The 11,675-nt window shown below is 48.5% G+C and carries 13 protein-coding genes; 12 read left to right on the top strand and 1 reads right to left on the bottom strand.

Annotated features, from left to right (window positions below; translation table 11 throughout):
* Window positions 1-33 precede the first annotated feature (33 nt).
* The 6 genes from VFK44_00305 to VFK44_00280 all read left to right on the top strand — a co-directional run bounded on the left by VFK44_00305 (window position 34) and on the right by VFK44_00280 (window position 5,303).
* Complete coding sequence (locus VFK44_00305; protein HET7626812.1) at window positions 34-201, top strand: hypothetical protein; 168 nt, start codon at window positions 34-36, stop codon at window positions 199-201.
* Window positions 202-283: 82 nt separating this feature from the next.
* Window positions 284-1,063 (top strand): SDR family oxidoreductase, encoded by a 780-nt coding sequence (locus VFK44_00300; protein HET7626811.1) that lies wholly within the window; start codon window positions 284-286, stop codon window positions 1,061-1,063.
* A gap of 42 nt (window positions 1,064-1,105) precedes the next feature.
* Window positions 1,106-1,495: a hypothetical protein gene (locus tag VFK44_00295; protein HET7626810.1), complete on the top strand. Its 390-nt coding sequence runs from the start codon at window positions 1,106-1,108 to the stop codon at window positions 1,493-1,495.
* A 382-nt stretch (window positions 1,496-1,877) separates the two neighbouring features.
* Window positions 1,878-2,993: an alanine dehydrogenase gene (ald, locus tag VFK44_00290; protein ID HET7626809.1), complete on the top strand. Its 1,116-nt coding sequence runs from the start codon at window positions 1,878-1,880 to the stop codon at window positions 2,991-2,993.
* Between the two features lie 193 nt (window positions 2,994-3,186).
* Window positions 3,187-4,587, top strand: coding sequence for a HAMP domain-containing sensor histidine kinase (locus VFK44_00285; protein ID HET7626808.1), 1,401 nt, complete (start codon window positions 3,187-3,189; stop codon window positions 4,585-4,587).
* A gap of 62 nt (window positions 4,588-4,649) precedes the next feature.
* Complete coding sequence (locus tag VFK44_00280; protein HET7626807.1) at window positions 4,650-5,303, top strand: response regulator transcription factor; 654 nt, start codon at window positions 4,650-4,652, stop codon at window positions 5,301-5,303.
* A gap of 246 nt (window positions 5,304-5,549) precedes the next feature.
* Here the strand turns inward: VFK44_00280 and VFK44_00275 are convergent, their stop codons facing one another.
* The gene (locus tag VFK44_00275; GenBank protein HET7626806.1) at window positions 5,550-6,653 is read right to left on the bottom strand and encodes a Xaa-Pro peptidase family protein; all 1,104 of its coding nucleotides are present in this window, start codon (window positions 6,651-6,653) and stop codon (window positions 5,550-5,552) included.
* A gap of 197 nt (window positions 6,654-6,850) precedes the next feature.
* Here VFK44_00275 and VFK44_00270 point away from each other — a divergent pair, with 197 nt between their 5' ends.
* The 6 genes from VFK44_00270 to VFK44_00245 all read left to right on the top strand — a co-directional run bounded on the left by VFK44_00270 (window position 6,851) and on the right by VFK44_00245 (window position 11,670).
* Window positions 6,851-7,357 (top strand): DUF4178 domain-containing protein, encoded by a 507-nt coding sequence (locus VFK44_00270; protein HET7626805.1) that lies wholly within the window; start codon window positions 6,851-6,853, stop codon window positions 7,355-7,357.
* Between the two features lie 24 nt (window positions 7,358-7,381).
* A complete protein-coding gene (locus tag VFK44_00265; protein ID HET7626804.1) occupies window positions 7,382-8,053 on the top strand; it encodes a PspA/IM30 family protein in 672 nt (223 codons plus the stop codon).
* Window positions 8,054-8,093: 40 nt separating this feature from the next.
* Window positions 8,094-8,669: a DUF4247 domain-containing protein gene (locus VFK44_00260; protein ID HET7626803.1), complete on the top strand. Its 576-nt coding sequence runs from the start codon at window positions 8,094-8,096 to the stop codon at window positions 8,667-8,669.
* Window positions 8,670-8,702: 33 nt separating this feature from the next.
* Window positions 8,703-9,098 carry a DUF350 domain-containing protein gene (locus VFK44_00255; protein ID HET7626802.1) on the top strand — a complete coding sequence of 132 codons (396 nt, stop codon included), beginning with the start codon at window positions 8,703-8,705 and terminating at the stop codon, window positions 9,096-9,098.
* Between the two features lie 16 nt (window positions 9,099-9,114).
* Window positions 9,115-10,662 carry a polyamine aminopropyltransferase gene (locus VFK44_00250; protein HET7626801.1) on the top strand — a complete coding sequence of 516 codons (1,548 nt, stop codon included), beginning with the start codon at window positions 9,115-9,117 and terminating at the stop codon, window positions 10,660-10,662.
* A 234-nt stretch (window positions 10,663-10,896) separates the two neighbouring features.
* Complete coding sequence (locus VFK44_00245; GenBank protein ID HET7626800.1) at window positions 10,897-11,670, top strand: IclR family transcriptional regulator; 774 nt, start codon at window positions 10,897-10,899, stop codon at window positions 11,668-11,670.
* Window positions 11,671-11,675 lie beyond the last annotated feature (5 nt).

The raw sequence follows: 11,675 nt of genomic DNA, 5'->3' as shown, positions 1-11,675 counted from the left end.
CTACCGATCACGGTTTAAGGAGGCGTCCGTTGCATGGCGATTGAAAATGATCAAGGTACTGACTTGGAAGAAGAGAAAGACGGCGAGGAAGTTGTTCATAGACAAGTAACGGAAGCATACCAAAGTGGAGCGGTCGATCGTTTGCTTGACGGAAATCAAGGGGAGGTTGATGGCGAACGGAAGAAAGACCGCTCGCAATAATGGTGATCGGCGTCACAGTTTTTAACTGTGGCGTTTATTTTTGATACAATAAGATCAATTCATAAGAAAGCGGGGGAATCCGATGCGTCATGCACTCGTTACTGCCGGTACGAAAGGACTCGGAAGAAAAGTAACGGAACGTTTGCTTCACGATGGCTACTCGGTAACCGTGAACTATAGGAGCGACCGAAACGCCGCCGAGCGCCTCAAGAACGACCTCCCTGCCCGTCTGCAATCACGGATTCAACTCATTCAAGGAGATGTCACTTCGAAAAGCGATTGCCTCAAGTTGGTTCAAGAAACGGTTGCCGCGTTCGGAAGGATCGATTTGCTCATCCATAATGCCGGGCCATACATATTCGAAAGAAAAAAATTAGCCGATTACAGCGACGATGAATGGAACACGATGATCGACGGAAATTTAAGCGCGGCGTTTTATTTGACGAAACACGCCATTCCTCATATGCGGAAACAACAGTTCGGGCGCATTATTACTTACGGTTTCCAGAGCGCGGGAGCGGCTCCCGGGTGGAAGTACCGTTCGGCCTTTGCGGCGGCGAAAGTCGGGCTGGTCAGTTTTACAAAAACCGTTGCGCTCGAAGAAGCGGAAAATGGGATTACCGTGAACATGATTTGTCCCGGCAACATTCGTGGTGAAATGAAGGAGGCGACGATTGCCGAATCGCGCACGAAAACTGACGCGGATACGCCTGTCGGAAGGTCAGGAACCGGAGAAGATATCGCAAGAGCGATCGCGTTTTTATGTGAAGACCATTCAGACCTGATTACCGGAGCGATTTTGGAAGTCACGGGCGGGGTCGATGTCGTTCATCAATTCCGCCGCAACGAAACAAACGAATAAGGATCCGGCCGATAAAGCAAGCTATTCCTAGAGGTGATGGCAATGAAAAAGCTTGTGGTGATCGGTTGCCTATTGTCCTTGTTTCTTCCGTTTGCTCATCATCATGCTCACGCGCAGGCGGAGCCGCTTTCCGACAGTCTTTTCCTTAAAGTGACGATCGTTGAAAACGGAGTGGAGTATCAATGGGAATATTCGAATCCCGACGAGTATGAATACGAACACGGAAACAAAATCGTGAAAGGAGACCAAGGCAGGCGGCTCGTGAGCAAAATGTTCACTTATTTAAACATCTCACCCGGCGCTGAGGTGAAAGACATGGTCGCGAAATTGAAAAAGGACGGTCACGAACAAATCGATTGCCTTGACGTACGCTGGATCAATTCCGAAGAAAAGCTGTATACGTGGGCTTGGAAAGCAAAAAATGAGAAGTAAGCCGCGGGAGGCCGCGGTTTTTTTGCGCGGGGCAAGGAAAAAATACAATTTTTCGGGAAACCGTGTTATGCTATTACTGGTTGTTGTATGACCTACTTAAGCCATTAAGCGTGACTCAAGCTGGGTTTTCAGCCGGGACTGAATTTGCATGAACATGGAAGATACGAATGCGATCTTAAATTTGGGACGGCATGAACGCTCGTTCATGTGTGATGATGTTAAGGAGGACTCAACGACGCTTCTGTGAAAGGGCTGTGTTAGACCGACCGGAAACATGATCATCTGTGCCTAGGCGTTGGGTTGGTCGTACGAATGCCGATCTTAAGTTGGAACGGCATGAACGCTAGTTCATGTGTGATGATGTTAAGGAGGACGAATAAAAATGCGTATCGGGGTACCTAAAGAGATAAAAAATAATGAAAACCGCGTGGCGCTTGCGCCGTCAGGCGCACATCACCTTGTCGAAGCGGGACATGAACTGTTCATCGAAACCGGAGCCGGACTCGGTTCGAGTTTCACGGACGAGCAGTATGAAAAAGCAGGGGCGACGATCGTGCCGTCCGCCGAAAAAGCATGGGCGCAGCAGATGGTCATGAAAGTGAAAGAGCCGCTCCCCGAAGAATATCCATTTTTTCGCGAAGGCTTGATCTTGTTTACATATTTGCATTTAGCGGCTGCACCGGAGCTTACAAAAGCGTTGATCGACAATAAAGTGGTCGGTATTGCCTATGAAACGGTACAATTGGAAAATCGATCACTTCCCTTGTTGACACCGATGAGTGAAGTCGCTGGACGAATGGCTGCTCAAATCGGCGCTCAATTTCTTGAAAAGCCGAAAGGCGGGAAGGGCATTTTGCTGAGCGGCATTCCTGGCGTGAATCGAGGGAAAGTGACGATCATCGGGGGCGGAATCGTTGGAACGAACGCGGCAAAAATCGCGATGGGTCTTGGTGCCCATGTGACGATTCTCGATCTCAACCCTGAACGGTTGCGGCAATTGGATGATATGTTTGGGAACGCCATTAATACGTTAATGTCGAATCCGTTGAACATCGCCGAGTCTGTCGCTGAATCGGACCTCGTGATCGGTGCGGTGCTCATTCCCGGGGCAAAGGCGCCTCGGCTTGTGACGGAAACAATGATTCAATCGATGAACGAGGGGTCGGTGATCGTCGATGTCGCCATTGATCAAGGCGGAATTTTTGAAACGACAGACCGAATTACGACACATGATGATCCGACTTATGTAAAACACGGCGTCTTGCATTATGCGGTAGCGAATATGCCAGGCGCGGTTCCGAGAACATCGACGATCGGTTTAACGAACGTAACCGTTCCTTATGCGAATAAAATTGCAACGCAAGGGTACGCAGCGGCATGTCGATCAGATCAAGCGATTATGAAAGGGCTGAACACCCTGGACGGCTATGTCACGTATCAAGCAGTAGCCGAAGCTCACGGGCTCGACTATAAAAACGCAGGGGAACTGTTGTCATAAGAAATTTATAAGGATGTCATACTGAGGTGTGCGGAGGAATTTTTCCAATGCACGCCATTTTTGCGGCCAATTTGCACCAGAAATCATCAAGAAGAAGGAAAATTTTCAGGGAAGTGGTAAAAATCCCAGTTCCATTGCCGATATAAAAAGCAAAGACTGCAGTCTTCATCATTGTCAGGAAGGAGTGTGATGAATGTTCTTTCTTTTTTCAGCAATGGTGCTTGTGGCCTGGGGACTGCTGGCATACGGGGCGAGAACCCCCGCCATTTATTCGGCCAGCGCCATATTCTTGTTTGCTGGAATCGGTATGCTTGCGGCTGCGTTGCATCCGGATCAATTTTATCCAGCTTCCCTCTTGTTTGTGTTGAAAAGACCGCTCGGTTTATTGAGTTTTTACGGATTTGCTTGCTCATTCTTGTTGTTCTCGCTGCATTATTCCTCTCTTTTTCGGAAAACGTTCATTGCCAAAACGACCTTCGTCGTAGTGATCTTGAGTTTCGTTATGTTCGTCAAGTCATTGCTGTTGGAAGTTCCTCTCGTCATTCATCGTATCGAATATACATGGAACGGCCTTTATTTGCTTGCAGGGTGTTTGGTGCTGCTCGTTGCCGTTTTTCGCGAACCGAATGACATTATACGCAAGAATCGCATCTATACGATTGTTGTGTTTGTTCCGCCCGTTGTGATGATTTTGTTGTTTCATTACGTCATGCCGCTGTTCGGGGATTTTGAATGGTTTAAATACGACCGAGCCGTGGTGGTGCCTGCGTTGCTGCTTTTTATTGTGGTATGGCTGAGACGGGGCATTATCGGGGTGCGCATAATCATGCACCATGATAAAGACGCAAGTACGGGAAAGTTTTTGATGGTCAATCATGCATTGAAACATGACATCGGGAAAATTCGCTTATTTTGTGAAAAACTTAAAATGTACGACTCCGGCAAGGTGAATCAGCAAATTCGCTCGGACATTGTTCGAATTGAAGAGGCCGGAAGACGGATGAGCGAACTGCTCGATCATTTTAAGGCAAAAATTATGAAAATTCAAATTAAACAAACGCAGTCGGATTTGTCGACGATGATCGATCATCTGCTGTTCACATTCGAGCCGGTGTTGGAGAACATTGACGTATCCGTTAAGGTGGAACATGTTCAGTTAAGTTATGATTTGAAACATATGCAGGAAGTGATCTCGAATCTAATTATAAATGCGGTCGAATCCATGCCGGACGGAGGAAAACTGGTCATCCAAAGCAAACCGTCGAAATCCGGAGTGACCTTGATGATCAAGGATACCGGGACAGGGATAGCCGAACACTACTTGCCGCACATCTTTGAACCTTATTTCACGACGAAAGTGAAGCAAGGCGAAAATGAAGGACTTGGGCTTGCCTATTGCCGTGAAGTGGTTCGCAAACACGGCGGTACAATAACGGCGGAAAGTCGGTTGCAGAAAGGGACGGTAATGAAGATTTGGCTTCCTGGAACGAAATATGCGAAGTCTAAGAATTTGTTCCCGTACATGCAAAAGCGTCTGGCTTCGCCAACCGAGAAGCCGATAGAAGCCGGTGACGAGATGGATGGATGCAAATGAAGCCATGTACAACTCGCACTAGAGGCTTGAAGCCGGGCAATTGACTTTAAGAGGGGATGGCAATGAAAACGATTCGCGTGCTGTTGATGGAGGATGATCCCGACTGGATTGAAGGACTGGAACTATTCATCGGAAAGCAGAATGATATGGAGGTCGTGGCAGCAACGGGCAATTTTTCGGAGGGGGTTGCCGAAGCTCGAAAATCCAAACCCGACGTTGCGATTCTTGATATTTACGTGCACGGTGAGCCGCAAGGATTGAGAGCGGCGAGGGAAATCATCCGCTGTTGCTCAGCAAAGGTCGTGATGCTGACGGGGTCGGATGAAGATGAACTGTTGTTTGAAGCTTTGCGAATTGGAGCGGTCGATTACATCGTGAAAGATCGCGTTCACGAGATCCCGGATGCGATACGCGCCGCCTATCACAATCAATCAGCTTTGCGCGGAAACGTGGCTGCGAAAGTCAGGGAAGAATTTCGCAGACTGAAAACGTATGAACACCAGATGGAGGTTGAACGAATGAAAAAAAGGTTCACGGGGACGGAACTCGAAGTCATGAAATGGATCAGCAAAGGCTGTAAACGGAAAGAAGTTGCTGAGAAGATGGTCGTTTCCGAAAAAACGGTGAAAAACCACATCAATCACATTTTGCGGAAAACGGGCGAAAGTAGAGTGAAAAAAGCCGCAGAAAACATGAAAAAATTAGGGATTTTGTAGCAGGCCTATAAAAAAATGGGCCTTACGGAGGGGGGATTTTGTCGTACAATGAATTTACAACTTCGGTAATCCGCCTTCGATGGAAACCTCTATTGGTTCACCCTCCTCGTAAGTTCCTCTTGATCCTCCGTTTCCTCGAAAGACGGCCATTGTTATTAAGAAAATGGCTCCTATCTACATTTCCATTTTCCTTAACGGCGGATTATGTGAAAAGAGCGCGGAAAAACAATTTTTCCGCGCTGTTTCTTATTTAATGACTTGCAGCGTTTTCGGGAAGCGAGTCAAGCACTCCGGCCCGTTTTCGCTTAAATACACATCATCTTCGATGCGCACACCGATCGCATCGTCCACGATGTAAATGCCCGGTTCCACGGTATAGACCATCCCCGGCTTTAAAGTCTCGTCATTATTACCGCCCATTGAAGGTGCTTCATGGGCTTCAATTCCGAGCCCGTGCCCGAGTCGATGCGGGAAGTATTCGCCGTAACCGGCATCGTCGATAACCTTTCTCGCAGCAGCGTCCAGGTCGCCGATTCGCAATCCCGGCCGGCTTAACGCCAACGCCGTTTCTTGCGCCTGCAAAACCGTCTCGTATACTTCCCGTTGCTTGTCATTTACATGGCCGTACGCCACGGTTCTTGTGATGTCGGAACAGTAGCCGTCGAGTACGACGCCTAGATCGAACAAGACGAAATCGCCTTTGCGAATCTCTCGCTTTCCCGGGGTTCCGTGCGGATGCGCCGCGTTTTCCCCGGCGAGCACCATCGTCGAAAACGCCATCTCGCGGATGCCTTTTTTCTTCATCTCGTATTCAATCGTCGCGAGCACTTCCATTTCTGTTCTTCCTTCTTCGATTGCCTCCACCCCGATTTCAACGGCGAGGTCCGCGTAACGCGCCGCTTCCCGCAACATGCGCAGTTCGTTCGCATCTTTCGTCATCCGCAGCTCGCCCAGCTTTTCGTCCGCATCGAGGAAAGTCAAGTGCGGAAACTGCTTTTTCAGCGCTTCTCCGTAGGAAAACGGGAGCTTTTGTTTTTCAATTGCTGCTGTTCGGGCATTTTTTATCGCGCGCTTCGTGAACGTTTCTCCGATCAGCGTCCACGGATCGTCCGTATCGGAATAACCGATGATTTCATCCGTGCCTCCCGAATTTTTCGCGCGGTTAACCTCCATTCGCGGACAGATGAGTACCGATTCGTCTGTTGGAAATACGAGCAGCCCCAATAAACGTTCGTGAGGCGTGCAATGAAAGCCGGACAAATAAAAGACATTTGCTGTGGAATGGATGAAAGCAAAATCGCACTCGTTTTCTCGCAGCCATTGACAGAGGGGCGTAAGCCGTTCGTTCATAACGATCACCTCGATGAAAGACTTTTCTCATTTTACTATAATTTATTGTGCCTCACGTTGCAAAAGCAAACCGCCGACTATGTTATAATGAATGAAATCTGTGTTGGACAAAAAAAGGTTTTAAAAAAAATGAAACTCTCTTGCCGTTCAATCGTAAATGGTAAGTGTAACAGCAAGAGTCGAATAGAGGTGGGGATATGGGCCTTTTTTCAAAGATGTTCGGGAAAAAGGAGGAGAGGCAGGGGCCGATCAAGCGTGACCTGTTCCACATTCAAGTCGGTGACATCGTCGAATACGATTTGGCGGACTATCAAGTTGTCGGAAAACTGACTTATCATGACGGCGGTTACGAATGGCTGGAATACCAGCTTCAAGGCGACCGCGGTTCACGTTGGCTCAGTGTCGAAATGGACGACGAACTGGAACTCGCCGTGTACGAACGCATCAAACATAAGATCAGCGAGCCGATTCCGGATTGCCTTGTCATCGACGGGGTTAGTTATCAACGGTCGGAATACGGGACGGCAAGGGTTCGCGGTGAAGGACGCGGGAAGAATGTAAGCGGGGAAGAAGTCCGCTACTTCGATTACTCGGACGAGGACGAGGAACGATTGTTGTCGGTTGAAATTTGGGGCGGCGAAGTGGAAGTGAGCCGCGGCAAGCCGATCGAAGACTTTGAAATCAAAATCATTGCCGGAAGCTAATTGGCGGCAGGGAGGAAAAAGTACATGTTTAAATTATTCAAGCGGGTGCAAACCGTAGTCAGTTCGGAATTGAATGCGCTTCTCGATAAAGCGGAAGATCCGGTGAAAATGCTTGACCAATTCATGCGCGACATGGAAGAAGACATTCATGAAGCGGAAACGGCGGTAGCGAAACAGATCGCCAATGAAAAAATGTTGAAAAAGAAATATGAAGATGCTCAGAAGCTCGTTGAAAAGCGCCAGCTTCAAGCGGAGAAGGCGATTGAAGCCGGGGACGACGATTTGGCGAGACGCGCGCTCGAAGATAAAAAGCATCATGATTCGCATGCGGATTCGCTTCGTGACGCGTGGGAGCGGGCGAAGCAGGATTCGGCGGCGCTGCGAAGCAAGCTGCAAGAGATGAAAGACGAGTATGAAGAGATGAAATTGAAGCAGGATTCGTTGAAAGCGCGGGCGGAGTCGGCGAAGGCGCAGACAAAGATCAACCGGACGATGTCCGGGATCGGGTCGGATGCGTCGCGGGCCGGCTTCGAACGAATGGAAGAGAAAGTGATGCGGTATGAAGCGGAAGCGGAAACGAGCGAAGATTTGCGTTCGGCGAACCGGAGTCTGGACGACGAGTTTGAAAAACTCGACGGAAAGGACAGCGTCGACGACGAATTGGCGGCATTAAAGAAAAAGCTCGGGAAAGAATAACCGTTCTTTCCCCCTTTTTCTGTTTGCGAGGAGGGGTTCGATGAAAGGGAAAACGGTGAGCGTGTGCATGTTGCTCGTTCTCGTTTTGGCCGGATGCGGCCAAACGGTGAAAGATATCGTTTCGGCGACGTATCCATTGAAAGACACCGTGCAAAGCAGCATTGATGCGAACGATGTCGCACGGATCTATGTGGCGAAGAATCAAAGCATCGACGACGTCGTCCAGCAATTGACGAAGAAAAAGAAGCCGAACCGGATCAGCGACAAACAAGACGGGAAGCAAGTGTTAGTGTACGACGATTATTTCGTCACTTTGATGAAGAGCAAGGCAAATCCGGACAATACGGAAATCGAGGTGGCGTCTTACACGTTTGTGCGCGACAATTACCGCCCGAGTTTCTTTGAAGGATTGTTGGCTCTTTATCTGTTGGACGAATTGTTCGACGTCGATGATTGGGGCAAAAGGCAATCGTCGCGGTGCCGCCACGCTTTCAATCCATGTTACGGCGGCTATGTTCATTCTGGAGGGCATTACAAAGGACCGCAGACGGTTCCTTCTTTTCGTGGATCCATGTCCGGCTTTTTCAGGGGCGGCGGACCGAATGCAGGCAAATAATAAATTCATCACTATGTGAAAGGGTTGAAGATTATGGGACCTTTTTTGGCGACACTCGCTTATTTCGTTGCCGCGGGCGTCATTGTTCTCGTCGGCATCATCGTGTTTGAGTGGATTACGACGCAATACAAAGATTGGAAAGAAATCGAGGAAGGTAATGCAGCCGTAGCGCTTTCGGTCGGAGGGAAAATTATTGGAATTTCCGTCATTTTAATGTTTTCGATTCTCGAAAATGCTTCGATCCCTTCGACGATGATCTGGGGAGCTTTCGGTGTTGTGTTGCAAATCATTGTTTATTTCTTGTTCGAATGGTTGACGCGCACTTTTTCCGTGCAAACGAAGTTGAAAGAAGGCAATGTTGCCGTCGGAATCATCTCGATGTCGATCTCTATTGGACTCGGTCTCGTCATCGGTGCATCCATTACATAACAACCGGGTGAAAACTATGGAACGCAACGATTTGAAAAAAGTGAAACGAATTTATTGGGCGTCCGGCATCGTTTCGATTTGCGGCATCATCTTTGAAGTTTTGTTCGGAGCACTTGGTTCTTACGTGCTTGGGGACGGCGTGAAACAGTATACCATCACGATTTCGCTTTTCCTGACCGGAATGGGAATCGGCGCTTTCTTAAGCGAGAAAGTGCTGAGTCGATTAATGAACGTCTTCATTTGGGTGGAGTTTGCCGTTGCCTTGATCGGCGGCTTTTCCGCCCTTTTCATGTTTGGCGCCAGCGCGTATTTGCCTGCGGGTACGGACGCCCTTTATTTGTATGTCGTCATCTTGCTTGTCGGTGTTCTCACCGGCCTCGAGTTGCCGATTTTGATTCGGAAGGCCAACGAAATCGGAGTGGCCGTTAACAAAAGTACTGCGCGCGTATTGTTTTCGGATTATGCCGGCGGGTTGATCGGGGGCATCCTTTTTATTTTATGGCTGCGTCCGGCTTTCGGTCTCGTGAAAACGGCGTTTCTCGTGGCCGTCGCGAATGCTGCGGTTGCGCTTTGGACCGTTATCACGTTCCGTGACGAAATCAAACGTCCGCGGACCTATGGAACCATCGGTGTCCTTGTCTTGCTTTTATTGACGACCGGTGCGTTCCTCGGTGATGAGGCGGCATTTTCTTTTGAGCAAAAACTTTACCGTGATCCGATTATCTTTTCCGAGGATTCCCAATACCAACATATCGTGATGACGAAAGAGCAAGGCGACTTACGGCTTTATTTAAACGGAAACTTGCAATTTTCCTCGGTCGATGAATTCCGTTATCACGAGGTGCTCGTTCATCCTGCGATGGCGCTCGCGGACGAGCCGCATGACGTCCTCATTCTCGGCGGCGGCGACGGACTCGCGGCAAGGGAAGTCTTGAAATACAAAAGCGTGCATCAATTGACGCTTGTCGATCTCGATCCGGCGATGACTCATTTGGCGAAGACGGATCCGATGCTAACGGCGCTTAATCATGATTCGCTGCATGATCCGCGGGTGTCCGTCATTCACGAGGATGCGTTTCAATATTTGAAAACGAACCGGGGACTCTACGACGTCATCTTGATCGATTTGCCCGACCCGAATTCGATTTCACTCAATAAGTTGTATTCGCGGGAATTCTATGAACTCGTAAGAAATCATTTAGCGCCGACAGGTGCGATGATGGTGCAGGCGACGAGTCCGGTTTTTGCGACGAAAGTGTATTGGACGATCAACAAAACGGTCGAGAGTGCCGATTTGTATACGCAAAACTTACACGTCGACGTGCCGAGTTTCGGCAATTGGGGCTTTGTGTTTGCCGCGCGGCATCCGTTTCAAGTCAAGGCTTGGCAAATTCCTGTCAAGACGAGATTTTTAAAAAGTTCAATGATCCCCTCGCTGACGAAGTTCGGCAAAGACGAGGATGCTGACATTGTGGATGATGGCGAACGTTATGTGTTTCAGCCGAACACGCTCAGCCATCCGAATTTGATCCGGCTCTATCAACAGGCATGGCGGCATTACTGATTTAAATAGCGATGTTTTGCTAACAAAAGCTCTTCCGTTCCGCAGTTTTTAAGCGGGGGGAAAAGCTTTTTTTCATTGTGGGACGATTTGAAAACGGAGAATCGAGAAAGTTTTTAAAAAATTATGTTGACAAACGATGTGAAAACGCTTAATCTTAAATCAGAAAAAAACGGAACATCGTTCCGATTATAGAGTGTTATTTAAAAAAAGTGAGGTGGTGTTCCATTGTCGCAAGTGAAGGTAGATTCCAATTCTTCCGTTGAACGGGTGTTGGCGATTTTGGAATTTATGGCTGAGAAGCGCCGGGAAACAGGTGTTGGAGAAATCAGCACAGCGCTTGGCCTTCCCAAAAGCACAACCCATCGCCTTTTGGAAACATTGAAGGCGAGAGGCTTCGTCGAACAAGTACAAATGACTGAAAAATATGAAATTGGTGTCAAGGCGATTGAAGTCGGCATGAGCGGATTAAAGAACTGGATCGACATCGCTTCCGACTACGTACGTCAAGTGTCGAAGGAACTCGGAGAAACTTGTTTTATCGCGGTTTATGATAACGGCGAAATTGTATACGTTTACAAAGTGGAAGGGTGGCAATCGGTGATTACGAACGCGCAATTGGGAACGCGAAAACCGATCCATTCAACCGGACTCGGCAAAGCGATCGTGTCTCATTTTGAACTTGCTGAAGTTGACAAAATCTTAAGCGTCAAAGGGATGCCGCGTTATACAGAAAATACGATCACGGACCGGCAGCAATTTTTACAAGAATTAAGCAACATTCGTGAGCGCGGGTATGCGCTTGACCAAGAGGAAGCGGAAAGCGGGTTGTCGTGTATTGCGGTGCCGATTTTTACGTACACCGGTCAAGTGATTGCTGCGACCAGCATCGCCGGACCGACGCAAAGAATCAATGAAAGACGGGAAACGATCATTCCGCGGCTGAAAGATACAGCGGAAAACATTTCAAAGCGGTTAGGTTATGTTCCGTCAATGCGTTCGAATCAATAACCTGG

The sequence above is a fragment of the Bacillales bacterium genome (assembly GCA_035700025.1).
GTDB lineage: Bacteria > Bacillota > Bacilli > Bacillales > DASSOY01 > DASSOY01.
Note: the sequence above shows the minus strand (reverse complement) of the source record. Positions and strands in the feature narration are given on the sequence as shown.

Coding starts and splice junctions, on each gene's coding strand:
- VFK44_00260 (HET7626803.1), top strand. CDS start 8,094: ATGAAAGGGAAAACGGTGAGCGTGTGCATGTTGCTCGTTCTCGTTTTG.
- VFK44_00285 (HET7626808.1), top strand. CDS start 3,187: ATGTTCTTTCTTTTTTCAGCAATGGTGCTTGTGGCCTGGGGACTGCTG.
- VFK44_00255 (HET7626802.1), top strand. CDS start 8,703: ATGGGACCTTTTTTGGCGACACTCGCTTATTTCGTTGCCGCGGGCGTC.
- ald (HET7626809.1), top strand. CDS start 1,878: ATGCGTATCGGGGTACCTAAAGAGATAAAAAATAATGAAAACCGCGTG.
- VFK44_00250 (HET7626801.1), top strand. CDS start 9,115: ATGGAACGCAACGATTTGAAAAAAGTGAAACGAATTTATTGGGCGTCC.
- VFK44_00270 (HET7626805.1), top strand. CDS start 6,851: ATGGGCCTTTTTTCAAAGATGTTCGGGAAAAAGGAGGAGAGGCAGGGG.
- VFK44_00265 (HET7626804.1), top strand. CDS start 7,382: ATGTTTAAATTATTCAAGCGGGTGCAAACCGTAGTCAGTTCGGAATTG.
- VFK44_00275 (HET7626806.1), bottom strand. CDS start 6,653: ATGAACGAACGGCTTACGCCCCTCTGTCAATGGCTGCGAGAAAACGAG.
- VFK44_00305 (HET7626812.1), top strand. CDS start 34: ATGGCGATTGAAAATGATCAAGGTACTGACTTGGAAGAAGAGAAAGAC.
- VFK44_00300 (HET7626811.1), top strand. CDS start 284: ATGCGTCATGCACTCGTTACTGCCGGTACGAAAGGACTCGGAAGAAAA.
- VFK44_00280 (HET7626807.1), top strand. CDS start 4,650: ATGAAAACGATTCGCGTGCTGTTGATGGAGGATGATCCCGACTGGATT.
- VFK44_00295 (HET7626810.1), top strand. CDS start 1,106: ATGAAAAAGCTTGTGGTGATCGGTTGCCTATTGTCCTTGTTTCTTCCG.